This is a genomic window from Rhodoferax lacus (assembly GCF_003415675.1).
GTDB lineage: Bacteria > Pseudomonadota > Gammaproteobacteria > Burkholderiales > Burkholderiaceae_C > Allorhodoferax > Allorhodoferax lacus.
The window spans coordinates 13434-39214 of sequence record NZ_QFZK01000005.1; the positions used below are offsets into that span (position 1 = coordinate 13434).

Here is a 25781-nt window from a genome sequence, read left to right on the forward strand (position 1 = left end):
AAACCCGCCGACGTTGCCGTGCGGCGGGTCTTGTCAAAGCCGGCTCTGTGCGGGCCGGACCTTGTTTCTATGTCTTAGCGCTGTGCAATCGGCAGTACGTCGCGGCGCACCGAGCCGGTGAACAGCTGGCGTGGGCGGCCGATTTTGTACTCGGGGTCGCCAATCATTTCGTTGAGCTGGGCAATCCAGCCCACGGTGCGTGCCAGGGCAAACACCGCAGTGAACAGGCCCACGGGGATGCCGATGGCGCGCTGCACGATGCCGGAGTAGAAGTCCACATTCGGGTAGAGCTTGCGCTGCACGAAGTAGTCGTCTTCCAGGGCGATCTTTTCCAAGGCCATGGCCAGCTTGAACAGCGGGTCGTTTTCCAGGCCCAGGGACAGCAGCACTTCCTTGCAGGTTTCCTGCATGAGCTTGGCACGCGGGTCGTAGTTCTTGTACACGCGGTGGCCAAAGCCCATCAGCTTGACGCCGGAGTTCTTGTCCTTGACCTGGTTCATGAACTCGCCGACCTTGGCCACGCCACCCATTTTCTGGATGTCTTCCAGCATGTTCAGGCAGGCTTCGTTGGCGCCGCCGTGGGCGGGGCCCCAGAGGCAGGCCACACCGGCTGCAATGGCTGCAAACGGGTTGGTGCCGGACGAGCCGCACAGGCGCACGGTGGAGGTGGAGGCGTTTTGCTCGTGGTCTGCGTGCAGGATGAAGATGCGGTCCAGGGCACGTTCGATCACGGGGTTGACCACATACTCCTCGCAGGGCGTGGCGAACATCATGTGCATGAAGTTGCCGGCGTAGCTCAGGTTGTTCTTGGGGTACATGTAGGGCTGGCCTGCGCTGTACTTGTAGGCCATGGCCACCAGAGTGGGCATCTTGGCAATCAGGCGGATGGCCGAGATTTCGCGGTGCTCCGGATTGTTGATGTCTGTGCTGTCATGGTAGAAGGCCGAAAGCGCTCCCACCAGGCCGGTCATGATGGCCATGGGGTGGGCATCGCGGCGGAAACCGCGCAGGAAAAACTGCATCTGCTCGTTGACCATGGTGTGGTTGGTCACGCGCTTGGTGAAGTCGGCCTTGCCAGCTGCGTTGGGCAGGTTGCCGTACAGCAGCAGGTGGCAGGTTTCCATGAAGTCACAGTTCACGGCCAGCTGCTCGATGGGGTAGCCGCGGTACAGCAGCTCGCCCTTGTCGCCGTCGATGTAGGTGATGGCCGACTGGGTGGCCGCTGTCGACAGGAAACCCGGGTCATAGGTGAACATGCCGGTCTGTGCATACAGCTTGCGGATGTCGATCACGTCCGGACCAATTGAGCCTTGGTAGACCGGCAGGTCAACACTGGGCGCACCGTTGCTGAATGACATGGTGGCTTTGTTGTCAGCTAGTTTCATCTTTCGCCTTTCAGAGAGGTTCTCTCAACATTTTTAAAACTTCACGCACATCTTCAGTGTCAAGTTGCGCGTCAACTTGGGTGAGCGATTTCCGTGCCAGCTGCACATCCAGCAAATCGTTGTCGCTCAAATCCATCAAGGCGCCCAGGGCATCGGCCTGTCGCACGGTCAAGGTATGGCTGAACCGGCCGAAGAAGCGCTCGATGAACAGGTCGTTCTCCAGCAGGCCTCTGCGGCAGCGCCAGCGCAGCTTGCTTAGGGCCCGCTCATCAATCAGATCTTCGGTCACAGAATTTTCTGCAGGCTTACACCGAGCGCATAACCATCATTTCCTTGATCTTGCCGATGGCCTTGGTGGGGTTCAAACCCTTGGGGCAAACGTCAACACAATTCATGATGGTGTGGCAGCGGAACAGACGGTACGGGTCTTCCAGGTTGTCCAGGCGCTCGGCCGTAGCCTGGTCGCGGCTGTCGGCCAGGAAGCGGTAGGCCTGCAAAAGACCAGCGGGGCCGACGAACTTGTCCGGGTTCCACCAGAAGCTGGGGCAGGAGGTGGAGCAGCTGGCGCACAGAATGCACTCGTACAGTCCATTGAGCTCTTCACGCTCTTCCGGGCTTTGCAGGCGTTCTTTTTCGGGCGGTACGGTGTCGTTGATCAGGTAGGGCTTGATCGAGTTGTACTGCTTGAAGAACTGCGTCATGTCCACGATCAGGTCGCGGATCACGGGCAGGCCAGGCAGCGGCTTCAGGACGATCTTGCCGGGCAGCGTGAGCATATTGGTCAGGCAGGCCAGACCGTTCTTGCCGTTGATGTTCATGGCATCCGAGCCACACACCCCTTCGCGGCAGGAGCGGCGAAAGGAAATGGTGGGGTCTATTGCCTTGAGTTTCATCAGGGCGTCGAGCAACATGCGCTCGTTGCCGTCGAGCTCGACCTGGATGTCCTGCATGTAGGGCTTGGCATCCTTGTCCGGATCGTAGCGGTAGATGGAGAAAGTGCGTAGGGTCATGTTCTTGATCTCGCTTTAGAAAGTACGGACCTTGAGTGGCACGGAGTCCACGGTCAAAGGTTTCATCTGGACTGACTTGTAGGACAGGCTGTTGTCGGCGCTGTGCCACAGGGTGTGCTTGTGCCACTCTTTGTCATTGCGGCCATTGGGGAACTCGGCCGAGTCGGCGTAATCGTCCACGGTGTGGGCGCCGCGGCTTTCATGGCGGGCAGCGGCCGACACGATGGTGGCCTGCGCGGCCTCGATCAGGTTGTCCACTTCCAGTGCCTCGATGCGCGCGGTGTTGAAGACCTTGGACTTGTCTTTGAGGCCGATGCTCTTCACACGTTCGCGCAGTTCGGCAATCTTGACCACGCCTTCATCCATGCTCTTTTGGGTGCGGAACACACCGGCATGCAGTTGCATGGAGGCGCGGATGTCGTTGGCCACGTCCTGTGCGTATTCGCCGCTGGTGGAACTGTCCAGGCGTGCCAGGCGCGCCAGGGACAGGTCGGCCGCGTCCTTGGGCAGGTCTTTGTGTTCCTTGTTCTTGTTGTTGAACTCGACAATGTGGTTGCCCGCGGCGCGGCCAAACACCAGCAGGTCCAGCAACGAGTTGGTACCCAGGCGGTTGGCGCCGTGCACCGACACGCAGGAGCATTCGCCCACGGCATACAGGCCGTTGACCACCGTGTTGGTGACATCGTCCTTCTTCGTGACCACTTGCCCGTTGATGTTGGTGGGGATGCCACCCATCTGGTAGTGGATGGTGGGCACCACGGGAATCGGTTCGCGGGTGATGTCCACGTTGGCAAAGTTGTGGCCGATCTCGAACACCGAGGGCAGGCGTTTCATGATGGTCTCTGCACCCAGGTGGTCGAGCTTCAGGAGCACGTGGTCCTTGTTGGGACCGCAGCCGCGCCCTTCCTTGATCTCCTGGTCCATGCAGCGGGACACGAAGTCGCGCGGTGCCAGGTCTTTCAGGGTGGGCGCATAGCGCTCCATGAAGCGTTCGCCATTGCTGTTGAGCAAAATGGCGCCTTCGCCACGGCAGCCTTCGGTCAGCAACACGCCGGCGCCATGCACGCCGGTGGGGTGGAACTGCCAGAACTCCATGTCCTGCAGCGGCAGGCCAGCGCGTGCGGCCATGCCCAGGCCGTCACCGGTGTTGATGAAGGCATTGGTGGAAGCGGCAAATATGCGGCCGGCACCTCCGGTGGCCAGGAGCGTGGTCTTGGCCTGCAGGATGTGCACATCGCCGGTTTCCATCTCCATCGCCGTGACACCAACCACATCGCCTTCGGCATCGCGGATCAGGTCCAGGGCCATCCACTCCACGAAGAAGCTAGTCTTGGCTGCCACGTTTTGCTGGTACAGGGTGTGCAGCATGGCGTGGCCGGTGCGGTCGGCTGCGGCGCAGGCGCGCTCCACGGCCTTTTCACCGTAGTTGGCGGTGTGGCCGCCAAAGGGGCGCTGGTAAATCGTGCCGTCCGGGTTGCGGTCAAAGGGCATGCCCATGTGCTCCAGGTCGTAGACGACCTTGGGCGCTTCGCGGCACATGAACTCCACCGCATCCTGGTCGCTCAGCCAGTCGCCACCCTTGACGGTGTCGTAGAAGTGGTAGTGCCAGTTGTCTTCGTTCATGTTGCCCAGGCTGGCACCGATGCCGCCTTGGGCAGCCACCGTGTGCGAGCGGGTGGGAAAAACTTTGGAGAGTACGGCCACGTTCAGGCCGGCACGTGCCAGCTGGAGCGAAGCGCGCATGCCGGAGCCGCCGGCTCCGACGATAACGACGTCAAATTTGCGTTTGGTAACTTGGGTAGCCATGGATATGTGCCTATGTATGTGGGTCGGTGGTCGGTGTGCGGATCAGACGCGCCACAGAACCTGGACAGCCCAGCCGGCACAACCGACGAGCCAGACGAGGGAGAAAACGTGCAGCGGCAGGCGCACCGAGACGGGCTTCACGTAGTCCATCCAGATATCGCGAATGCCTACCCAGGCGTGGTAGAGCAGGGCGATGATGACCACAAAGGTCAGGAACTTCATGCACTGTCCGTGGAAGATGCCAGCCCACTTGTCGTAGCCGATGGGGCCTTTGGAGAAGATCACCTGGGCCAGCAGGATGATGGTGAAGAGTGCCATCAAACAGGCGGTGACGCGTTGCGCCAGCCAGTCGCGCAAACCGTAATGCGCGCCCACTGCGAGGCGTTTGGATCCGTAATTAACTGCCATTTGCTTGTTCCTTGTTATTCGGTGAGGGTGTTCAATACAGGCCGAAGAGCTTGGCGCCCAGCACCACGGTGAGCAGGGTGCCCAAGCCAAGGGTGACGAGTGCGGAGGAGTGACCAAACTCTTTGCTCACCGCATGGCGCGCGTCCATGTACAGGTGGCGCATGCCGGCAATGAAGTGGTGCAGATAGGCCCACAGGATGGCCAGGGCCACCAGCTTGAAGAACCAACCGGGCACGAAGCCCAGGCCTGCATTGAATACCTGCGTGAAGCGGGCAAATGAATACTCGGAGGAAATGGAGGTGTCAAACATCCAGATGATGAAGGGCATCAGGATAAACAGGATGGCGCCACTGATGCGGTGCAGGATGGAAACAATACCGGCGGGCGGAAGGCGGTAAGTGGGAAGGTCAGAGAGTGCATTGATGTTGCGAAACTCTGGCCGCTTGGGGCGCGCGGTTGAGGCAAGGTCGGTCATGGATTGCTTTCTTTTCTGGGATGTAACTGCGATGTAATTATGACGCGGAGAAGCAAAATTCTATTGCACCGCATCAATCTGACAATGGACTTGCATGCGGGCATTCAATTGAGCACGTTGCGATAGTAGTGCGTGTCGGTCAGGTAGAGGCCCCGGCGCAATTCCATCGGTGTGTCGTTGTAGGTGAATGCAATGCGCTCGACGCTGAGCAGAGGCGTTTTTGCGCTTGTGTGAAGCAGTGCACATTGCTCCACATCGGGCAGCACGGCACGGATTTTTTCTTCGGCTCGCACCATGCGCACGCCAAACTCGGTCTCGAACAGGGCGTACATCGGGCCTTGGTAGGCGCGCAAGCGGTCCGCTGTCAGGCCCTTGAAGGGTGCGCCCGGCAACCACAGGTCTTCGAGGATGGTGGGCACCGACGCAAAGGACAAAACCCGGCGCACCTGCAGTACGGCTTCGCCCTGGCGAATGGCCAAGGCCCGTGCAATGTCCGCCGAAGCGCGCACGCGTTTGCAGTCAATGATTTGCCGTTGCGCCGGGCCTTCACCTTGCAGGTCGCCGCTATCGGGGAACAGGCGCAGGAAGCGGTACTGCACCTGGTGCTCTGCGTGGGTGGCCACAAACGTGCCCTTGCCCTGGCGGCGCACCAGCAGGTTCTCGGACGCCAGTTCATCAATGGCCTTGCGCACCGTGCCCTGGCTCACTTTGAACCGCACAGCCAGATCCATCTCGCTAGGGATGGCGGCGCTGGGCTTCCACTCGCCCGACTGCAGGCTTTGCAGTATCAGTACCTTGATCTGCTGGTAGAGCGGACTGAAAGCTGGCGTTGCGTTCGAGGAGGCAGCAGCCTGGCCGGCCAACTCTGCAGCGACAGGCGCGCTGCTTTCGCTGATGGAAGGGGGTTCGGTGTTCATCAAATAGCCTGCAAAACGGTGTGCAAAGTCAGCTTCGAGTCAGTCTGGAATATTTCGTCAATCATATCTTATATAAGACATAAGACAAGTTGACTCTGGCGCAATTTCGAGGGTAAACTCGCTGGCATTCTGCAGGGCCAAAGCCGTGTTGCTTGGGTTCCTGGCAGTCGCTGTTTTTATAACCTTCCTGGAGTCAATCACCATGAGCAAAAAGCCCGTTCGCGTCGCCGTCACCGGAGCCGCCGGTCAAATCGGATATGCCCTTCTGTTCCGTATCGCATCGGGCGAAATGCTGGGCAAAGACCAGCCCGTCATTCTGCAATTGCTCGAAGTCCCGGTTGAAGGTCCCCAGAAGGCGCTCAAGGGCGTGATGATGGAACTCGACGATTGCGCCTTCCCCCTGCTGGTGGAAATGACCGCACACAGCGACCCGCTGACCGCTTTCAAGGATGCCGACTACGCTCTGTTGGTGGGTTCACGCCCCCGCGGTCCTGGCATGGAACGCGCCGAGCTGCTGGCCGTCAACGGCGCCATCTTTACTGCACAAGGCAAGGCACTCAATGCCGTGGCCAGCCGTGACGTGCGCGTGCTGGTGGTGGGCAACCCCGCCAACACCAACGCCTACATTGCCATGAAGAGCGCACCAGATCTGCCCCGCAAGAACTTCACTGCCATGCTGCGCCTGGACCACAACCGCGCTGCCAGCCAGATCGCTGCCAAGACCGGCAAGCCCGTCGCTGCCATCGAAAAGCTCACTGTGTGGGGCAACCACTCGCCCACCATGTATGCTGATTACCGTTTCGCCACCATCAATGGTGAGAGCGTTGCCTCCATGATCAATGACCAGGAGTGGAACGCCAATGTGTTCCTTCCCACCGTGGGCAAGCGTGGCGCCGCCATCATTGAAGCGCGTGGCCTGTCTTCTGCCGCTTCGGCTGCCAATGCAGCCATCGACCACATGCGCGACTGGGCCCTGGGCACCAATGGCAAGTGGGTCACCATGGGCATTCCTTCGAATGGCGAGTACGGCATCCCCAAGGACGTCATGTTCGGCTTCCCCGTCACCTGCGAAGGCGGCGAATACAAAATCGTCGAAGGCCTGCCCATCGACGCCTTCAGCCAGACCTGCATCGACAAGACCCTGGCCGAACTGACCGGCGAGCAAGACGGCGTCAAGCACCTGCTGTAAGCACTGCCATGCGCGATGTCGGGCTGCATCAGCCCCCTCTTCATCCGCGTGCCGTGCTGCTGGGAGCACAGGGCGCCACCGGTTTTTTGCCGGTGTGCGACCACTACAGCGGCGTGGAAGCGCGAATGAAGAAGAGCCTGCAACTGCAGGCTGACATGGCAGAAGAGTTCGGTGCCTGCGTCTTTGACGTGACACTGGACTGCGAAGACGGCGCCCCCGCTGGCGCCGAAGTAGACCAGGCCCACCGAGTGGCGGGCTTGGCCAACACCGGCTTGGCAGAAGCCAAGGTAAATCCCCACAAGGTTCCCGTTCGTGTAGGCGCGCGCCTGCATCCAGTGGAGCATGCCTTTTTCCATTCGGATGCAGACATCGTGGTGGGCACGGCTGCTGCCGCGCTGGCCTACGTCATGGTGCCCAAGGTCGATACCGTGGCCGATGTCGAGGCTGCCATTGCCGCCATCGATGCTGCCGCTGCCGGAAAACGGCTATCTCTCATTCCGCTGCATGTGCTGATTGAATCGCCAGCCGCGGTACACCAGGCCTTTGCTATTGCGCGCCATCCGCGCGTTGAGTCCATCAGCTTTGGCCTGATGGATTTTGTGTCTGCCCACGGTGGCGCTATTCCCTCGTCGGCCATGGGCGTGCGTGCCCAAGGTGACAACCACACACTCGACCAGTTCAGCCACCCGCTGGTGCTGCGCGCCAAGCTGGAAATTGCGTCGGCCTGCCATGCTTACGGCAAAGTGCCATCGCATTGTGTGGTGACGGAGTTCCGCGACACGCAGGCACTGGAGCAGGCCGCCCGTACCGCCGCCCATGCGCTGGGCTATACCCGCATGTGGAGCATCCATCCGGACCAGATCCGTCCCATCCTCAAGGCCTTTTCGCCCAGCGAAGCCGAGGTGGAACTGGCCAGCACCATCGTCCTGGCGGCCCAGGCCCAGTCTTGGGCACCTATCTCGCTGGCAGGCAAATTGCATGACCGTGCCAGCTACAGGTATTTCTGGCAGGTCCTGGAGCGCGCGCACCAGACCGGGAGTACCCTGCCCAAAGAGGTGCGTGGTTATTTTGCCCCTGAGTTTTCGCCTGCTGTCCCCGTGGCAGCAGAGCTGCTTTAGAAACCGTTTCAGTTACCAAAGAAGGAGTGATCTATGTTGAAGTCTTACCGCGAACATGTGGCCGAGCGTGCCGCCCTGGGTATTCCCCCGCTGCCGCTGTCGGCCAAGCAAACGGGTGAACTGATTGAGCTGCTGAAGGCTCCCCCCGCCGGTGAAGAAGCCACCCTGGTAGACCTGATCACCCACCGCGTGCCGGCAGGCGTGGATGACGCCGCCAAGGTCAAGGCTAGCTACCTGGCCGCCGTGGCCCACGGCACCGAGACATGCGCTCTGATCAGCCGCGCCCGCGCCACCCAATTGCTGGGCACCATGCTGGGTGGTTACAACATCAGCCCCATGGTTGATCTGCTGGACGACGCTGCCGTGGCTGCCGAGGCTGCCGAAGGCCTGAAAAAAACCCTGCTGATGTTTGACCAGTTCCATGACGTCAAAGAAAAAGCCGACAAGGGCAATGCCTTTGCCAAGGCTGTGCTGCAAAGCTGGGCCGACGCCGAGTGGTTCACCAGCCGCCCCGAAGTGCCAAAGTCCATCACCGTGTCCATCCTCAAGGTGACCGGTGAGACCAATACCGACGACCTGTCGCCCGCACCCGACGCCTGGAGCCGTCCGGACATCCCGCTGCACGCCCTGGCCATGCTCAAAAACAAGCGCGACGGCATCACCCCCGAAGACGACGGCAAGCGCGGCCCGGTGAAATTCATTGAAGACCTGCGTGCCCGTGGCAACCTGGTGGCCTATGTGGGCGACGTGGTTGGCACGGGTTCGAGCCGCAAGTCAGCCACCAACTCGGTGCTGTGGTTCACCGGCGAAGACATCCCCTTTGTGCCCAACAAGCGCTTTGGTGGCGTCTGCCTTGGCACCAAGATTGCCCCGATTTTCTACAACACCATGGAAGATGCCGGCGCGCTGCCGATCGAACTGGATGTGAGCCAGATGAACATGGGCGATGTGGTGGAACTGCGTCCCTTTGAAGGCAAGGCCTTCAAGGACGGCAAAGAGATCGCCTCCTTCCAGGTCAAGAGCGAAGTGCTGTTTGACGAAGTGCGCGCCGGTGGCCGCATTCCCCTGATCATTGGCCGCGGCCTGACTGCCAAGGCGCGTGAAGCGCTGGGCCTGCCCACATCCACGCTGTTCCGCTTGCCGCAAAACCCGGTGGACACCAAGAAGGGTTTCACTCTGGCGCAAAAAATGGTGGGACGCGCCTGCGGCCTGCCCGAAGGCCAGGGCGTGCGCCCCGGCACCTACTGCGAACCCAAGATGACTTCGGTCGGCTCGCAAGACACCACCGGCCCCATGACCCGCGACGAACTCAAAGACCTGGCTTGCCTGGGCTTTAGCGCCGACTTGGTGATGCAGTCCTTCTGCCACACCGCTGCCTATCCCAAGCCCGTGGACGTGAAGATGCACCACGAGTTGCCCGACTTCATCAGCACCCGCGGCGGCGTTTCCCTGCGCCCGGGTGACGGTGTGATCCACAGCTGGCTCAACCGCCTGCTGCTGCCCGATACCGTGGGCACCGGCGGCGACAGCCACACCCGTTTCCCCATCGGCATCAGCTTCCCCGCCGGCTCCGGCCTGGTGGCGTTTGCCGCGGCCACCGGCGTGATGCCGCTGGACATGCCCGAGAGCGTGCTGGTGCGCTTCAAGGGCAAGATGCAAAACGGCGTCACCCTGCGTGACCTGGTGAATGCCATCCCCCTGTACGCCATCAAGGCCGGCCTGCTGACCGTGGAGAAGAAGGGCAAGCAAAATATCTTTTCCGGCCGCATCCTGGAAATCGAAGGCCTGCCCGAGCTCAAGGTCGAGCAGGCGTTTGAGCTGTCCGACGCCTCGGCCGAGCGTTCTGCTGCAGGTTGCACCGTGCACCTGAACAAAGAGCCCATCATTGAGTACATCAACAGCAACATCACCATGATGAAGTGGATGATTGCCAATGGTTACGCCGATGCCCGCACCCTGGCCCGTCGCATTGCCGCGCAGGAAGCCTGGTTGAAGAATCCGCAACTGCTCAAAGGCGATGCCGATGCCGACTACGCTGCCGTCATCGAAATTGATCTGGCCGACATCCACGAGCCCATCGTGGCCTGCCCCAACGATCCGGACGATGTGAAGACGCTGTCGGATGTTGCCGGTGCCAAGATTGACGAAGTGTTTATCGGTTCCTGCATGACCAATATCGGTCACTTCCGTGCAGCCTCCAAGCTCATGGAAGGCAAGCGCGATATTCCAGTCAAGCTGTGGGTGGCACCGCCCACCAAGATGGATGCCAAGCAGCTCAGCGACGAAGGCCACTACGGTGTGCTGGGTGCCGCCGGTGCCCGCATGGAAATGCCGGGCTGCAGCCTGTGCATGGGCAACCAGGCGCAGGTGAAGGAGGGCGCCACCGTGTTCTCCACCTCCACCCGCAACTTCCCCAACCGTCTGGGCAAGAACAGCTTTGTGTATTTGGGCTCAGCCGAACTGGCCGCCATCTGCTCCAAGCTGGGCCGCATCCCCACCAAGGAAGAGTACCTGGCCGACATGGGTGTACTCACTGCTGCCAGCGACAAGGTGTACCAGTACCTGAACTTTGACAAGATCAGTGACTACACCGAATCGGCTGCCACGGTGAAGGATGGCGTGGCCGCGTAAGCGACTTACCGCTCTGCAAAAAGCCCCGCAACGGCAACGTTGCGGGGCTTTTTGCGGGCCAGGGGGGCAGGGCGCGGTTAAACTTCAAGTTGTCATGTATTCGTCACGTACGTGACATGTTTAACCATTAGGAGTCAGTCATGCTGTTCAGCAAGCTTTTGCCCCGCGAGGGCAATTTTTTTGAGATGTTCAACCAGCATGCTGACCGCATCGTAGAGGCGGCCCACGCCTTTTCCAGCCTGGTGGCCAACTACGGCGATCTGGATCTGCGCGCCAAGTACAACCAGGAAGTCGACAACGCCGAGCGTGCCGCAGACCGTGTCACCCATGAATGCAACAAGGCCTTGCACGTCACCTTCATCACGCCAATTGACCGGGAACAAATCCACTCGCTGATCAATACCATGGATGACGTGGCCGACCTGATCCAGGACTCGGCCGAAACCATGGCGCTGTACGACGTGCGCCACATGACCGAGGAAATCGTGCGTCTGACTGATCTGAGTGTGAAGTGCTGTGAGCGCCTGCGCGATGTCGTCAAGCTGCTCGGCCATATTGCCGACCAGGCCACGGCCGAGGCGGCGCTCAAGACCTGCGAGGAGATCGACCGCCTGGAATCGGACGCCGACCGCGTGATGCGCACGGCCATGAGCAAGCTGTTTCGCGAAGAGCCCGATGTGCGCGAGGTGATCAAGCTCAAGGCCATTTACGAGCTGCTGGAAACCATTACCGACAAGTGCGAGGACGTGGCCAATGTGATCGAGGGCATCATCCTCGAAAACTCCTGATTCGCAGGCGGATCTCAGGACATGGAACAAGTACAAACCGCCCTGTGGGTTGTCGCACTGCTGGTCGCACTGGCCTTTGTGTTCGACTTCATGAATGGTTTTCATGATGCGGCCAACTCGATTGCCACCGTGGTCTCCACCGGGGTGTTGAAGCCGGGCCAGGCCATTCTGTTTGCGGCCTTCTTCAATTTTGTGGCCATCTTCATCTTCCACCTGAGCGTAGCCGCCACCGTGGGCAAGGGCATCGTGCAGCCCGGCGTCGTGGACACCCATGTGGTGTTTGGCGCGCTGCTGGGCGCCATCAGCTGGAATGTCATTACCTGGTACTACGGCATTCCCAGCAGCTCCTCGCATGCGCTCATCGGTGGCATCGTGGGTGCCGTGATTGCCAAGTCCGGCGTGGATGCGCTGATTTCGGCCGGCATCCTGAAGACCGTGGCCTTCATCTTTGTCTCGCCCGTGCTGGGCTTCCTGCTGGGTTCACTCATGATGGTGGCAGTGGCCTGGACCTTCAGGCGTGTGCGTCCGTCCAAGGTGGACAAGTGGTTCCGCCGCCTGCAACTGGTCTCCGCTGGAGCCTACAGCCTGGGGCATGGCGGTAACGACGCGCAAAAGACCATTGGCATCATCTGGATGCTGCTGATTGCCACGGGCTATGTGTCTGCCAGTGATGCCGCACCACCCACCTGGACCATTGTGTGCTGCTACCTGGCCATTGGCTTGGGCACCATGTTCGGGGGGTGGCGCATCGTCAAGACCATGGGCCAGAAGATCACCAAGCTCAAGCCGGTGGGTGGCTTTTGCGCTGAAACCGGTGGCGCCATCACGCTGTTCCTGGCCACGGCACTGGGCGTACCGGTGTCCACCACCCATACCATCACCGGCGCTATTGTGGGCGTGGGCTCCACCCAGCGCGCCAGTGCCGTGCGCTGGGGCGTGGCGGGCAATATCGTTTGGGCCTGGGTGCTGACCATTCCGGCCAGCGCCTTCGTCGCGGCGATTGCCTACTGGATCAGCCTGCAGATTTTTTGAAGTATGCGGTCATTGCCACGGCGGAGGGCTGTTCTGCCTGGTATTCAAAGTAGCGCTGGAAGCCCACGGAAATGCTCGACAACAGCACTGTGGCGCCCATCAGCAGGGCAATGACCACGGCGCCCACGGTGAGCCAGCCAGAGGCGCCCGCTGCGTCGTCAGTTGCCGCCCCGGGGTTGAAGCGATTGTTCCATTTTTCTGCATCCATCAAGCCGTAGACGATGGCGGTAAGAGAGGATGCTGCAACGCTCAGGCCCAGGCAGGGCGCCAGCAGCCAGCTGAGTTGGTCATCCACGCCGAATTCGCGCGCGCGCAGCACGCCGTAAAGCCCCAGCAAGGTGGGAATCAATTGCAGGCAGGACAGCACGTCAAAGCGCCGGAACAGGTAAAGCCGGTGCAGGCCCAAGGGGCCGGTGACCAGGGTGAGCCATGTGGCTGCGGTTTTGTTTTTCATCGCGCCGATTGTGCCGGTGCCGCCGAGTCGCCCAGGCCCAGTGGGCACTCCATCAGCACCACATCCAGCCAGCGCTCAAATTTCCAGCCGCAGCTGTGCAACACGCCCACCTGCGCAAACCCGCAGCTGCGGTGCACACCCACCGAGCCCAGGTTGGCAGAGTCGCCAATTACGGCAATCAGTTTGCGTACACCGCAGCGCTCGGCCTGCGCCATCAGCTCGGTCAGCATCAGCCGCCCCAGGCCCCGGCCCGCAGCGCCGGGCGTCAGGTAAATCGAGTCCTCGGCCGAGAAGCGGTAGGCGGGGCGCGGCTTGAACCAGTTGCAGTAGGCAAAGCCGATGACGCCACTGGCATCTTCCAGCACGAGGTAGGGTAGTCCCTTGGACAACACGTCGGCGCGGCGTGCCGCCATGTCTGTTTCATCGGGGGGTGTGGTCTCAAAGGTGCCGGTGCCGTGCAGCACGTGGTGGCTGTAAATGGCGGTGATGGCGGCGATGTCGGCATCGGCCGCGGGTCTGATGGTGGTCATGTATGCAGAAAAAGATATAATGGAGAGCTATTCAAAGTGTCACTGGCCGGGTGGCCAGTTGCGTGTCTCAAACTTTGAATGATTTCATGGCCGCGAACTTTCTTGCGGTCACCCAAAGGATAAACCATGGTCGTCATTCGACTTTCTCGCGGCGGTGCAAAAGCTCGCCCGTTCTTCAACATTGTTGTGGCTGACAAGCGCACCCGTCGTGACGGCCGTTTCATCGAGCGCATCGGTTTTTACAACCCGATCGCCACTGCTTCTGAAGAAAGCATCCGCATTGCCCAAGACCGCCTGACCTACTGGCGCGGTGTGGGTGCCCAGGCGTCTCCCACAGTGGAACGCCTGATTGCCCAGGCTGCCAAAAAAGCAGCCGTCGCTGCTGCCTAAATTTGCAGCGGGAAAGGTCGAGCCAGGCGCCTTGCCTGGTTCGTTCTTCCCTTTGGCCTGATGCTCCCCATGATTGCCGGACTCGAAGCTGCTGAAATGCCAGCGGATGCCATCGAGGTTGGCAGGATTGCAGACGCTTGGGGCGTGAAGGGCTGGTTCAAGGTCCTGCCCCACAGCGCCAATCCCGAGGCGCTTTTTTCCTCCAAAAGCTGGTACTTGCTGCCCACCGAACGGGGTCAAAAGACCTTTGATGGTTGTGCGCGCCTGCTCGTCAAGGAAGCCAAGGAGCACTCGTCGTCCGTCGTGGCCACGGCCCAGGACGTGCTGGACCGCACCGCGGCCGAAGCCCTGCGTGGCTCCCGCATTTTTGTCTCACGTGCCAGCTTTCCCACAGCCGCCAAGGACGAGTACTACTGGGTCGACCTGATTGGCTTGGATGTGGTCAACCGCCAGGACGAAGCCCTGGGTGTCGTCAAGGAACTGCTGTCTACTGGTGCCCAGACGGTGCTGGTGATTGAGTACAGCGAAGAAGATGGCAAGCTGCAGGAACGCATGATTCCTTTTGTCTCGGCCTACGTGGATGATGTGGACCTGAAGGCGCGCCGCATCCTGGTGGACTGGCTCAAGGACTATTGACCAAGAAGCCCATGCGCTTTGATGTCCTCACGATTTTCCCCGAACTGTTCGCGCCCTTTCTGACGTCTGGCATCACACGCCGCGCCTATGAGAGTGCGCAGGTCGATGTGCAACTCACCAACCCGCGCGACTTTGCAGCAGGTACCTACCGCCGCATCGACGACCGTCCCTTTGGCGGCGGTCCCGGCATGGTCATGATGGCCGAGCCGCTGGCGCAGTCCCTTGCCCACATAAAGTCGCAGCGCACCGAGCAGGGTCCGGTGGTGCTGTTCTCGCCCATTGGCCGTGTGATGGACCATGCGCTGGTCAGCGAATTTGCCCAAGGCCCGGGGGCGGTGCTGCTGTGCGGTCGCTACGAAGGGCTGGATCAGCGCTTTATTGATACCCATGTGGACCTGCAGATCAGCCTGGGCGACTTTGTGCTGTCGGGCGGAGAGATAGCCGCCATGGCTTTGCTTGATGCCGTGGCCCGTTTGCAGCCCGGTGTGTTGAGTGACCCCGAGAGCCACCACCAAGACAGCTTCAACCCGGCGCTGGACGGCTTGCTGGATTGCCCGCATTACACCCGCCCCGAGGACTGGCAAGGCCAGGTCGTGCCCGAGGTTTTGCTGTCGGGTCACCATGTGAACATTGAGCGCTGGCGGCGCGAGCAAAGTCTGGCGCTTACCGCGCGCAACCGGCCTGACCTGCTGGAGCGTGCGCGTGCCAAAGGCCTCCTGAACAAGCAAGACGAGACCTACCTGGCCAGCCTGGTTTGAAGCAGGCTATAATGGCAGGCTAACCGATCCTCTGGCCGACCAGGCATGTTCCCCTTGCGGGACCATGATTGCCATCAATCCCGATGGCGGTGCGCCCAAGATCACAAGGAAAACCATGAACCTCATCCAGATACTCGAGCAGGAAGAAATCGCCCGCCTCGGAAAAACCATTCCCTCTTTTGCCCCCGGCGACACGGTTATCGTGAACGTCAACGTGGTGGAAGGTACCCGCAAGCGCGTTCAGGCCTACGAAGGCGTGGTGATTGCCAAGCGCAACCGTGGCCTCAACAGCGGCTTCATCGTGCGCAAGATCTCCAGCGGCGAAGGCGTGGAGCGTACGTTCCAGACCTACAGCCCGCTGATTGCCAGCATCGAAGTCAAGCGCCGCGGTGATGTTCGCCGCGCCAAGCTGTACTACCTGCGTGACCGCAGCGGCAAGTCGGCACGTATCAAGGAAAAGCTGCCAGCCAAGAAGACGGCAGCTGTGGCCGCATAAATCTGCGACGCCGTTCTTGAAAAAACCGCCCCAGTCTTGCACTGCGGCGGTTTTTTTTACGTCGCTGTCCTTCACCTTTTTCCGTGAACCGCCTTGGCTCTCCCTCCATCGTTTGATCCAAAAGCCGTGCCCGTGCAGGCCGTTGACCGGCACTTGCCCAAGGTCAGTGCGGCAAGCCTGACGCCGCAGGCCATTGCGGCGCGCTTTGCCCGCCAGCACGCCTGGGAGCCCGAACTGCGCCAGGAAGCCAAATTCATGGACCGCCCACCGGCCCATGCCTCGGTGCTGATTCCGCTGGTGCAACGGGAGCGTCTGACTGTGCTGCTGACGCTACGGCCCACGCACATGTCCAGCCACTCCGGCCAGATTGCCTTTCCCGGCGGCAAGGCCGACCCCGAGGACCAGGATGCCGTGGCCACGGCCCTGCGCGAGGCAGAGGAAGAGGTGGGCCTGCAGCCGGGATTTGTGCAGGTGATGGGCAGCTTGCCCGTCTACACCACCGGCAGCGCCTTCATCGTGACCCCGGTTGTGGCCCTGGTGCGGCCCGGATTCCAGTTGCAGGCCAATGCCGATGAAGTGGACGAAGTGTTCGAAGTGCCGCTGGACTTTTTGATGGACCCTGCCCACCACCGCCACCATGTGGTGGACTTTGCTGGTGGGCAGCGCAACTGGCTGTCCATGCCCTACCAAGATGGCTCTACCGAGCGCTTCATCTGGGGCGCCACAGCAGGCATGTTGCGCAATTTTTACCGCTTTTTGCTGGACTGAGCAGTGACTGCGACCCGAATGGCCATGCTGTACTGGGTATGATGATTCCATGAGTTTTATCTCGATTCTTTTCGCCCTGCTGCTGGAGCAGGCCAGGCCCTTGGGTCAGCTCAATCCCGTGCACAACACCAACCGCGGCTGGGTGCGCTGGATCATCCGCAACTTCGATGCGGGCAAGACCCACCACGGCTGGCTGACCTGGTCGCTGGCGGTGATTGTTCCCTCCGTGCTGGCCTGTGGTGTGCACTGGCTGCTGGTTTGGTCCCTGGGCTGGGTGGCGGCGGTGGTATGGAACATTGCCGTGCTGTATGTCACGCTGGGCTTTCGCCAGTTCAGCCACCACTTCACCCTGATTCGCGACGCCCTGTACGCCGGTGATGAAGCCCTGGCGCGCCAGAAGCTGGCCGAGTGGATGCGCATGGATGCCAGCGAGCTGCCGCGCAGCGAAATCGTGCGCCATGTGATCGAGTATTCGGCACTGTCTGCGCACCGCCATGTGTTTGGTGTGCTGGCCTGGTATTCGGTGCTGGCGGCCTTGGGGCTGGGTCCCGCAGGCGCGGTGTTCTACCGCATTGCCGAGTATGTGGGCCGCTATGTCAACCGGCCTTTGCTGCCCACCAGCACCGGTGTCAGCAATGCCCTGCAGGTCATTGCGACCCGCGCCTGGTTTTTGACTGATTGGGTACCCGTGCGCCTCACAGCCTTGGGTTTTGCATTTGTGGGCAGCTTTGAAGAAGCCGTGGACAGCTGGCGCCAGTACGCCGCCCGCTATCCCGGTGACAACGATGGCGTGGTGCTGGCGGCAACTGCCGGCGCCATCAACGTGCAGCTCGGAGAGCCGGAGCAGGGTGGCGAAGGCCCCACACCGCAGGCCGTGCACTTGCGCGCTTTTGTCGGCTTGGTGTGGCGCACCGTGGTGATGTGGATGGTGATTCTGGTGCTGCTGTCACTGGCCCGTTTGCTGGGTTAGCTTGCCCCACGCAACGGGTAACCGTGGGGTTGCCTTCAATATCTCTTTTGCGATAGCTCTGCAAACAGATCGCCATAGATCTTGAAGCGGTTGGCGCTAATGGTGCGTACCCCTTCAGCCTGGATTGCGCGCAACACCCCACAGCCCGGCTCATGCAGGTGCGTGCAGTTGTAGAACTTGCAGTCTCCGGCCTGGGCTTTGATGTCGGGCATCAGGCTGGCCAGGTGCATAGGCTCTATGTGGTTCAGGCCAAACTCCTGAAAGCCCGGCGAGTCGATAACCGCCGTCGTTTTGGCCGCGTCCACCCAGTACAGGCTGGTGCTGGTAGTGGTGTGTTTGCCGGAGTTTAGCGCGGTCGAAATCTCCTGGGTCAGCACCTGTGCGCCGGGCAGGAGGCGGTTGATAAAGGTGCTTTTTCCTGAGCCCGACGGCCCGAGTACCAGCGTGGTCTTGCCTGCCAGCAGCGGCATGAGTGCCGCGAGTTCCGTGGCCGCAATGCCTTCCAGCTTGGGCTTGAGGGCCAGCGGGACCACGCTGTAACCCATGTCCCGGTACACGCCCATGCGCTCCCATGCGCGGCCAAAGGGCTCGGTCAAATCGCTTTTATTCAGGGCGATGATGGGCTTGATTTTTTCCGCCTCGGCGGCAATAAGGGCGCGAGAGAGTTGGCTCTCCGAGAACTCGGGCTCGGCGGCAATCAGCACCAGCACCTGGTCCAGGTTGGCGGCAAACGACTTGGTGCGGATCTCATCCTGGCGGTAAAACAGGTTGCTACGCGGCAGCACTTTTTCGATGGTGCCTTCGTCCTCAGTAGCCTGCCAGAGCACCCGGTCGCCCACCACGGTCTGGCTCTTTTTGCCGCGCGGGTGGCAGATCAAACGCTGCCCGTCGGGAGTTTCCACCAGCACGTGGCGGCCATGTCCGGCCACAACCAGGCCGGGTTCCAAAGTGGGATTTGCCAAGTGTTTAAAGTCTCTTCAGGTCGTTGGGGGCTGCAGCGCATCCACCAGCGCGGCACAGGCAAAGTCGGTCTGGGTAATGCCCTGCACATCGTGGGTGTTGAAGCGCACGCTGCAGTTGCCATAGTGCACCAGCAACTCGGGGTGGTGGTCCTGCTGCTCGGCGATATAGGCCACCGCGTTCACAAAGGACATGGTGCGCAGATAGTTCTTGAAGGCAAAAGTCTTCTCAATAGCGACGTCGGCACCGTCACCATGCAGCTTCCAGCCGTCCAGCTTGGACAGGGCGGCAATCACCTGGGTGGCGCTCAGAACCTGCCGCAGTGGCTTGGGTGGTGTAGTGGGAGGGGGTGTGGACATGGGCTTCGCAGTCAAAAAAATCAGGCGGGTGCAGCGCTGCCCAGCATGCGCCCCAGGCGCTCGCTGGCGGGCGGGTGCGAGTAGTAAAACTTCACATACACCGGGTCGGGTGTGAGGGTGGAGGCATTGTCCTTGTAGAGCTTGAGCAGGGCCGAGCGCAGGTCCGCACCGCTTGTCTGGGCCACGGCATAGGCATCGGCCTCGAACTCGTGCTTGCGCGACAGTTGCGCGAAGAGCGGGCTGATGAAGGTGCTGAACAAGGGCAGCACCATCATGAACAGCAGCAGGGCCAGCGCATCGTTGGCGCCACGCAGATTGGGGATCACACCCAGGCCAATGTAGAACCAGGCCTGGCCGCTCAGCCAGCCCAGCAGCGCAAAGCCCAAGAGGCTCAAGGCAAACATGGAAACGATGCGCTTCAAAATGTGGCGGTGCTTGAAGTGCCCCAGCTCATGGGCCAGCACCGCATCCACCTCACCGGGTGTGAGCTGCTCCAGCAGCGTGTCGTAAAACACCACGCGTTTGGAGGCGCCAAAGCCGGTGAAGTAGGCATTGGCATGGGCGCTGCGTTTGCTGCCATCCATTACAAAAAAGCCTTTGGAGGTAAAGCCGCAGCGCGCCATCAGGCTGGTCACGCGGTCTTTGAGTTCCGGGTTGTCCAGCGGTTTGAACTGGTTGAACCAGGGTGCAATCAGGGTGGGGTAGAGCAGCAGCATCAGCAGGTTGAAACCCATCCACACGCACCAGGTCCACAGCCACCAGAGGGCGCCGGTGGTACCCATCATCCACAGCACCAGTGTGATCAGCGGCAGGCCCAGCAAGGCGCCCAGCACCAGCGATTTCAGCAGATCCTGCAGCCACAGTTTGGGCGTGGTCTTGTTGAAGCCAAAGCGCTGTTCGATGACAAAGGTTTTGTACAGGGTGAAGGGAAAGTCGATCACCGCGCCTATGGCGGTGAAGCTGGCCAGCAGCGCCACCTGTTGACCCAGGCCAGGCTGCAGCCATTGCAGCAAGGTCTGGTTCAGCCAGGACAGGCCGCCCAGCAGCGTCCAGGCCAGCAGCACGGCTGCGCCCCAGGCCAGTTCCAGCATGCCAAAGCGGGCCAGCACCAGGGTGTAGTCGGCCGCCTTCTGGTGGGCGCAAAGGCTGATCTGGCTGGCAAAGGCGGCAGGTACTTCTGCACGGTGTGCGGCCACGTGGCGCATCTGGCGTGTGGCCAGCCAGAATTTCAGCAGCAAGCCCAGCACCAGGGCGGCAGCAAAGGCCATCGACATCAGAAAGGAAAGCTGGCCGAATAAAGAATCATCGTTCATGGTGACCGAGTTTAGGCCATGGGCGACAATGGCGGCATGGCTGAACCGAACACCCCTTTAGGCAAATCCGACAAGAACCTGGTCTGGCTAGACTGCGAGATGACCGGCTTGGATCCCGAGCGCGAACGCATCATCGAGATCGCTGTCATTGTTACCAGCCCTGATTTGGCGATTCGTATGGAAGGGCCGGTTTTTGCCATTCACCAAAGCGATGCCTTGCTGAATGGCATGGATGCCTGGAACAAGGGCACGCATGGCAAGAGCGGCCTGATCGACAAGGTGAAGGCTTCCACCATCAGCGAAGAGCAGGCACAGGCTGAGTTGATCACCTTCCTGAGCCAGTATGTCCCGGCCAACGGCTCGCCCATGTGCGGCAACTCCATAGGGCAAGACCGGCGCTTTCTGGTGAAGTACATGCCCAAGCTGGAAGCGTTCTTCCACTACCGCAATCTGGATGTCAGCACCTTGAAGGAGCTGGCCAAGCGCTGGAAGCCCGAGGTGTATGCGTCCTTCAAAAAGCAGCAGCGCCACACGGCCCTGGCCGATGTGCACGAATCCATCGACGAAATGCTGCACTACCGCACCCACTTCCTGAAGCTTTAGGCAAGCTCATTAGGTAGAAACCCGAATCCGTGCCATAATCGCAGGCTGCGCTACACACGGTAGCCAGTTTGCACATCTCCCTTCATTCACCGGACCCCCAATACATGGGGTCCCAAGCTAAGAGACCCGCTACGGGTCTGAGCAGGTTCCGTTTGATGGTTGATGTTTTTTAACCATTAACGGAGCAGCCGCACAACCTGCGGCGCTCGCGTGTGAGAAAACCATGACTGACGCTTTTGAAGTGACAGGCGAATTCGCGCCTGCCGAAAATTTTTCTGCCCCCTTGGATACCGCTTTGGAGTCTGCTTCCCCTGTGGAAGTGATTGCTGAAGCAGTTGCCGATGTGCCTGAAGCCCCCAACGGCTTTGTGGAACTGGGCCTGGCCCGTGAACTGGTGATGGCGGTAAAGGACCTGGGCTACACCCAGCCCACCACCGTGCAGATGAAAACCATTCCCCTGGCTCTGCCCTCCACCGTGGAAGGCCAGAAGGCTGGCTACATCGACCTGATGGTCTCCAGCCAGACCGGTAGCGGCAAGACCGCCGCCTTCCTCTTGCCCGTGCTGCACACCCTGCTGGCCCAGCAAGCTGCTGCCGAGACTGCCGAGCGCGAAGAGTTCGAAGCCGCCACCGCTGCCGCACTGGCCGCCGGCCAGCCCGCACCCAAGCGCCCCAAGCGCAAGGACCCGACCAGCCAGCGCAACTTCAAGGCCGCCACCCCCGGCGCCCTGATCGTCTGCCCGACCCGTGAGCTGGCCCAGCAGGTGGCCCATGACGCCATCGACCTGGTGCAACATTGCCGCGGCCTGCGCGTGGCCAACATCGTGGGCGGCATGCCTTACCAGCTGCAAATCGCCAAGCTGCAAAACGCCGACCTGGTGGTGGCCACCCCCGGCCGTCTGCTGGACCTGCAACGCTCGCAGCAAATCAAGCTCGACCAGGTGCAATTCCTGGTGGTGGACGAAGCCGACCGCATGCTGGACCTGGGCTTCTCGGACGACCTGGCTGAAATCAACCAGCTCACCATCGACCGCAAGCAGACCATGATGTTCAGCGCCACCTTTGCGCCGCGCATCCAGCAACTCGCTGCCCGCGTCATGCGCGAACCTCAGCGCGTGACCATCGACAACCCGCAGGAAAAGCACGTCAACATCAAGCAGGTGCTGTTCTGGGCCGACAACGCCCACCACAAGCGCAAGCTGCTGGACCACTGGCTGCGTGACACCAGCATCAACCAGGCCATCGTGTTTGCCAGCACCCAGATCGAGTGCGACGGCCTGGCCAACGACCTGCAACAAGAAGGCTTCTCGGCCGTGGCCCTGCACGGTGCCCTGAGCCAGGGTCTGCGCAACCGCCGCCTGATGGCCTTGCGCCAAGGCCAGGTGCAAATCTTGGTGGCTACCGACGTGGCCGCCCGCGGCATTGACGTGCCCACCATCAGCCACGTGTTCAACTTTGGCCTGCCCATGAAGGCCGAGGACTACACCCACCGCATTGGCCGTACCGGCCGCGCCGGACGCGATGGCCTGGCCATCACCTTCGCCGAAATGCGCGACCGCCGCAAGATTTTCGACATTGAAGCCTACACCCGTCAGCCCATCAAGGCTGAAGTGGTGCCCGGCCTGGAGCCGCAGCAGCGCCAGCCCGATGCCCGCCCTGCCAGCAGCTTCGGTGGCCGTGGCCGCTTTGAAGGCAATGGCGGTGGCGGTGGTGGCGGACGGGACCGCAAGTTCTCCAGCCCGCGTGAAGGCTTCAGCTACGAGCGCAAGGGCGGTTTCAACGACCGCTTCGCCCAACAGGGCGCTCCTGCTCCCCGTGGTGACTTTGCCCCGCGTGCCGATTTCGCCCCCCGTGGTGACAGCCGTCCTCCCCGTGGTGATTTCGCTCCGCGCGGTGACTTCGCTCCCCGTGGCGATTTCGCCCCGCGTGGTGACTCGCGTCCTCCCCGTGGCGACTTTGCTCCCCGTGGTGATGCACCCCGCGGCGATTTCGCTCCCCGTGGTGACAGCCGTCCTCCCCGTGGTGATTTCAACGCACCTCGCGGTGACTTCGCTCCCCGTGGTGATGCCCCGCGTGGCGACTTCGGTCCCCGCAAGGACTTTGGCGCACCCCGTGGTGATTTCGGTGCGCCGCGCGGCAAGCCTGCCTTTGCCAAGCCCGGTAACGGCGGCAAGGTGTTTGTGCCCCGCGATGCCAAGAAGCGCGCAAGCCGCCCTGACTGATCCTTGTTGATCGGTTGAATGCAAAAAGCCCCGCCGGAAACTGCGGGGCTTTTTGTTTTATGGGGAAAAAAGTTTGGGCTTCTGCCACACCGTTTTTGGATAGTCGCGGTCGGCAACAGACAAATCGATAAATCAGACCATCTGGTTGCGTCGCGCCAGTTCCACAAACAGGGCCGACTGGTCCAGCTCCGCATCGCCATGGGCCACGCCCTCGGCATACAACTGCTCCAGCGCCGCTGTGATGGGTGCCTCAAAGCCGATCTCGGCGGCGGTGCTCAGCGCATTGCGCATGTCCTTGAGTTGCACATTCATGCGCCCGCGCGGCGCAAAGTCGCGCGCTACCATGCGCTGGCCGTGCACCTGCAGGATGCGGCTGTCGGCAAAGCCGCCGGTGATGGCAGCCTTTACCTGCGCCATGTCGGCCCCACCTTTTTCGCACAGCAGCAAAGCCTCGGCCACCGCGCCTATGGTGATGCCCACAATCATCTGGTTCGCCAGCTTGGCCAACTGGCCGGAGCCTGCCGGGCCCACCAGGGTGGGGCGGCCCAGCACGGCCAGCACCGGGGTGGCCTCGTCAAAGTCTGTGAACGCACCCCCGGCCATGATGGCCAGCGTGCCCTGCTCGGCACCGATGGTGCCGCCCGACACCGGCGCGTCCAGGCAGCGCAGGCCCAGGGCTTGCAGGCGCTGGGCATGGTCGCGCGCCTCGGCCGGTTTGATGGATGACATATCGATCAGCAGGGCACCCGGCCGCATGGCCGCAGCGGTGCCCTGGCCAAACAGCACCTGCGCCACCACCGCGCCGTGGTCCAGCATGGTGATGACACAGTCGGCATCTTTCACGGCCTCCGCGGGAGTGGCATGCACGCTGGCGCCAAAGGGCAGCAGGCGTTCGGCCTTGTCCGTGCTGCGGTTCCAGGCGTGGACGGTGTGGCCCGCTTCGCACAGGCGGCGCGCCATGGGAAAACCCATGAGCCCGATTCCCAGGACGGCTATACGCATGTTTGGCATGGCTACATCAACAGATGTTCGGCCGCATTGGTGCCGCCCAGGGTGACGTAGTTCACCTTGCGGATGTCCATCAGCTTTTTGCCGCCGGAGTAGCTGATGGAGCTCTGCACGTCCTGCTCCATTTCGATCAGCGTGTCGGCCAGTTTTCCCTTGATGGGCTCCAGGATGCGCTTGCCTTCCACATGCTTGTACTCGCCCTTGTTGAAGTCGCTGGCCGAGCCGTAGTACTCCTTGTACAGGCGGCCATCCACTTCCACGGTCTGGCCCGGCGACTCTTCGTGTCCGGCAAACAGCGAACCGATCATCACCATGGAGGCGCCAAAGCGCACGCTCTTGGCAATGTCGCCATGGTCGCGTATGCCGCCGTCGGCAATGATGGGCTTGGTGGCCACGCGCGCACACCACTTGAGCGCGCTGAGCTGCCAGCCGCCGGTGCCAAAGCCGGTCTTGAGTTTGGTGATGCAGACTTTGCCCGGGCCAATGCCCACCTTGGTGGCATCGGCCCCCCAGTTTTCCAGATCGATCACGGCCTCGGGCGTGCCAACGTTGCCAGCAATGATGAAGCTGGCGGGCATCTTGGCCTTGAGGTACTCGATCATGTTCTTCACACTGTCGGCATGGCCGTGGGCAATGTCGATGGTGATGTACTCCGGAATCAATCCCTTGGCCAGCAGCTGGTCCACGGTGTCGTAGTCGGGTTTTTTCACGCCCAGCGAGATGGAGGCGTACAGACCCTTGGCATGCATGTCTGCGGTGAACTGCACGTTGTCCAGGTCAAAGCGGTGCATCACATAAAAATAGCCGTTTTGCGCCAGCCAGATGCAGATGGTTTCATCCACCACAGTCTTCATGTTGGCGGGCACCACCGGCAGGCGGAATGTGCGGCCTCCCAGTTCTACCCCGGCGTCACATTCAGAGCGGCTTTCCACGCGGCATTTGCGTGGCAAGAGAAGGATGTTGTCGTAGTCAAAAATTTCCATGGTCCCAAGCTCCAGTTCAAAGGTTTCAATCAGTCATCATTGAAGGGCGCTTGGAATGGAGCAGGCAAAAAAATACCGGCTCCCAATTGCTTGGGCCCGGTGATTGATTTTACGCGCTGCTTTTGGGCTTTGTCATAAGGCTATGTGTCTGGGTGGTATTCGTGTTTTGGTAGTTTGGTTTTGGTTCACGCTGCTTTTTGCTTTTTTGCTTCGCCGCTCGTTGGGGTTTGTCTCGCCGTGAGTGGGTATGCCGGGCGCCTCATACTGCGGGTACGCACAAATCGGCCCCCGGCATACCCACTCACGGCGGAAAGTGGCGCTGCTGCGCTCGCCAAGGGGAGTCCAAGACCCACGCAGGCATGAGCAAGTGCTATGCGTGTGCTACCGGCGACCGCTACCGAGCAGGGTATCTGCCTACCGGTGACACGACAGGGCTGCCGGTGATGGCTGGCGCACGACGGCGCAGCGCTTTGGGTGGTTGTGTGACTTATGTGGTGCTCACGGTATTTGCGCAGGCGAACCAGCCCGCAACACGCAGAGGGGCCGGGTACCGGGGCGGCCGATTTGTGCGTA

General features: G+C 61.1%; 27 protein-coding genes. 13 read left to right on the forward strand and 14 right to left on the reverse strand.

Annotated elements, in window-relative coordinates:
• Positions 1–74 precede the first annotated feature (74 nt).
• The 7 genes from gltA to DIC66_RS09985 form a co-directional block, all read right to left on the reverse strand.
• Positions 75–1385 (reverse strand): citrate synthase, encoded by a 1311-nt coding sequence (gene gltA, locus DIC66_RS09955; RefSeq protein ID WP_117176684.1) that lies wholly within the window; start codon positions 1383–1385, stop codon positions 75–77.
• A gap of 10 nt (positions 1386–1395) precedes the next feature.
• On the reverse strand, positions 1396–1674 hold the full coding sequence (locus DIC66_RS09960) for an FAD assembly factor SdhE (RefSeq protein ID WP_117176686.1): 279 nt from the start codon (positions 1672–1674) through the stop codon (positions 1396–1398).
• A 16-nt stretch (positions 1675–1690) separates the two neighbouring features.
• A complete protein-coding gene (locus DIC66_RS09965; RefSeq protein WP_117176688.1) occupies positions 1691–2395 on the reverse strand; it encodes a succinate dehydrogenase iron-sulfur subunit in 705 nt (234 codons plus the stop codon).
• 15 nt (positions 2396–2410) lie between these two features.
• Positions 2411–4201 (reverse strand): succinate dehydrogenase flavoprotein subunit, encoded by a 1791-nt coding sequence (sdhA, locus tag DIC66_RS09970; RefSeq protein WP_117176689.1) that lies wholly within the window; start codon positions 4199–4201, stop codon positions 2411–2413.
• A gap of 42 nt (positions 4202–4243) precedes the next feature.
• Entirely contained in the window at positions 4244–4609 is a 366-nt protein-coding gene (sdhD, locus tag DIC66_RS09975) for a succinate dehydrogenase, hydrophobic membrane anchor protein (protein WP_117176691.1), read from the reverse strand.
• 31 nt (positions 4610–4640) lie between these two features.
• Positions 4641–5084, reverse strand: coding sequence for a succinate dehydrogenase, cytochrome b556 subunit (sdhC, locus tag DIC66_RS09980; RefSeq protein WP_117176693.1), 444 nt, complete (start codon positions 5082–5084; stop codon positions 4641–4643).
• Between the two features lie 104 nt (positions 5085–5188).
• Complete coding sequence (locus DIC66_RS09985) at positions 5189–6001, reverse strand: GntR family transcriptional regulator (protein ID WP_117176694.1); 813 nt, start codon at positions 5999–6001, stop codon at positions 5189–5191.
• 202 nt (positions 6002–6203) lie between these two features.
• Here DIC66_RS09985 and DIC66_RS09990 point away from each other — a divergent pair, with 202 nt between their 5' ends.
• The 5 genes from DIC66_RS09990 (at position 6204) to DIC66_RS10010 (ending at position 12759) form a co-directional block, all read left to right on the forward strand.
• A complete protein-coding gene (locus DIC66_RS09990) occupies positions 6204–7190 on the forward strand; it encodes a malate dehydrogenase (RefSeq protein ID WP_117176696.1) in 987 nt (328 codons plus the stop codon).
• Positions 7191–7198: 8 nt separating this feature from the next.
• A complete protein-coding gene (locus tag DIC66_RS09995; RefSeq protein WP_117176698.1) occupies positions 7199–8308 on the forward strand; it encodes an HpcH/HpaI aldolase/citrate lyase family protein in 1110 nt (369 codons plus the stop codon).
• Between the two features lie 33 nt (positions 8309–8341).
• Positions 8342–10939: a bifunctional aconitate hydratase 2/2-methylisocitrate dehydratase gene (gene acnB / locus DIC66_RS10000; RefSeq protein ID WP_117176700.1), complete on the forward strand. Its 2598-nt coding sequence runs from the start codon at positions 8342–8344 to the stop codon at positions 10937–10939.
• Between the two features lie 140 nt (positions 10940–11079).
• A complete protein-coding gene (locus DIC66_RS10005; protein WP_117176702.1) occupies positions 11080–11727 on the forward strand; it encodes a DUF47 domain-containing protein in 648 nt (215 codons plus the stop codon).
• 21 nt (positions 11728–11748) lie between these two features.
• Entirely contained in the window at positions 11749–12759 is a 1011-nt protein-coding gene (locus tag DIC66_RS10010) for an inorganic phosphate transporter (protein ID WP_117176704.1), read from the forward strand.
• On the opposite strand, the gene DIC66_RS10015 is transcribed toward DIC66_RS10010, so the two are convergent.
• Complete coding sequence (locus DIC66_RS10015) at positions 12740–13213, reverse strand: hypothetical protein (RefSeq protein ID WP_117176706.1); 474 nt, start codon at positions 13211–13213, stop codon at positions 12740–12742. The two genes, DIC66_RS10010 and DIC66_RS10015, sit on opposite strands and share 20 nt — an antisense overlap.
• On the reverse strand, positions 13210–13743 hold the full coding sequence (locus tag DIC66_RS10020) for a GNAT family N-acetyltransferase (protein WP_117176708.1): 534 nt from the start codon (positions 13741–13743) through the stop codon (positions 13210–13212). Before DIC66_RS10020 ends, DIC66_RS10015 begins: the two co-directional genes overlap by 4 nt.
• A 126-nt stretch (positions 13744–13869) precedes the next feature.
• Between DIC66_RS10020 and rpsP the strand changes: the two genes are divergently transcribed.
• From rpsP to DIC66_RS10050, 6 genes are all read left to right on the forward strand, one after another.
• Positions 13870–14133, forward strand: coding sequence for a 30S ribosomal protein S16 (rpsP, locus tag DIC66_RS10025; RefSeq protein WP_117176709.1), 264 nt, complete (start codon positions 13870–13872; stop codon positions 14131–14133).
• Between the two features lie 69 nt (positions 14134–14202).
• Positions 14203–14769, forward strand: coding sequence for a ribosome maturation factor RimM (gene rimM, locus DIC66_RS10030; RefSeq protein WP_117176711.1), 567 nt, complete (start codon positions 14203–14205; stop codon positions 14767–14769).
• A gap of 11 nt (positions 14770–14780) precedes the next feature.
• Entirely contained in the window at positions 14781–15527 is a 747-nt protein-coding gene (gene trmD / locus DIC66_RS10035) for a tRNA (guanosine(37)-N1)-methyltransferase TrmD (RefSeq protein ID WP_117177179.1), read from the forward strand.
• Positions 15528–15642: 115 nt separating this feature from the next.
• Positions 15643–16023, forward strand: coding sequence for a 50S ribosomal protein L19 (gene rplS, locus DIC66_RS10040; protein ID WP_117177181.1), 381 nt, complete (start codon positions 15643–15645; stop codon positions 16021–16023).
• Between the two features lie 132 nt (positions 16024–16155).
• The gene (locus DIC66_RS10045; RefSeq protein ID WP_233505867.1) at positions 16156–16791 is read left to right on the forward strand and encodes a CoA pyrophosphatase; all 636 of its coding nucleotides are present in this window, start codon (positions 16156–16158) and stop codon (positions 16789–16791) included.
• Positions 16792–16840: 49 nt separating this feature from the next.
• Positions 16841–17761, forward strand: coding sequence for a CobD/CbiB family protein (locus DIC66_RS10050; protein WP_117176715.1), 921 nt, complete (start codon positions 16841–16843; stop codon positions 17759–17761).
• A gap of 35 nt (positions 17762–17796) precedes the next feature.
• Here the strand turns inward: DIC66_RS10050 and rsgA are convergent, their stop codons facing one another.
• From rsgA to DIC66_RS10065, 3 genes are read right to left on the reverse strand one after another with little or no spacing between them, the layout of a single operon-like run.
• On the reverse strand, positions 17797–18723 hold the full coding sequence (gene rsgA, locus DIC66_RS10055) for a ribosome small subunit-dependent GTPase A (RefSeq protein ID WP_117176717.1): 927 nt from the start codon (positions 18721–18723) through the stop codon (positions 17797–17799).
• Between the two features lie 15 nt (positions 18724–18738).
• Positions 18739–19080, reverse strand: a complete 342-nt coding sequence (locus DIC66_RS10060) for a 4a-hydroxytetrahydrobiopterin dehydratase (protein ID WP_117176718.1) — start codon at positions 19078–19080, stop codon at positions 18739–18741.
• 20 nt (positions 19081–19100) lie between these two features.
• Positions 19101–20393: a M48 family metallopeptidase gene (locus DIC66_RS10065; protein ID WP_117176720.1), complete on the reverse strand. Its 1293-nt coding sequence runs from the start codon at positions 20391–20393 to the stop codon at positions 19101–19103.
• Between the two features lie 36 nt (positions 20394–20429).
• Between DIC66_RS10065 and orn the strand changes: the two genes are divergently transcribed.
• Together orn and DIC66_RS10075 are read left to right on the forward strand one after the other, a co-directional pair.
• On the forward strand, positions 20430–20996 hold the full coding sequence (gene orn / locus DIC66_RS10070) for an oligoribonuclease (protein ID WP_117177183.1): 567 nt from the start codon (positions 20430–20432) through the stop codon (positions 20994–20996).
• 223 nt (positions 20997–21219) lie between these two features.
• Positions 21220–23217, forward strand: a complete 1998-nt coding sequence (locus DIC66_RS10075; RefSeq protein WP_117176721.1) for a DEAD/DEAH box helicase — start codon at positions 21220–21222, stop codon at positions 23215–23217.
• A 132-nt stretch (positions 23218–23349) separates the two neighbouring features.
• Here DIC66_RS10075 and DIC66_RS10080 read toward each other — a convergent pair whose 3' ends face one another.
• Complete coding sequence (locus tag DIC66_RS10080; protein ID WP_117176723.1) at positions 23350–24228, reverse strand: NAD(P)-dependent oxidoreductase; 879 nt, start codon at positions 24226–24228, stop codon at positions 23350–23352.
• 2 nt (positions 24229–24230) lie between these two features.
• Positions 24231–25208 (reverse strand): GMP reductase, encoded by a 978-nt coding sequence (locus DIC66_RS10085; RefSeq protein WP_117176725.1) that lies wholly within the window; start codon positions 25206–25208, stop codon positions 24231–24233.
• Positions 25209–25781: the final 573 nt, after the last annotated feature.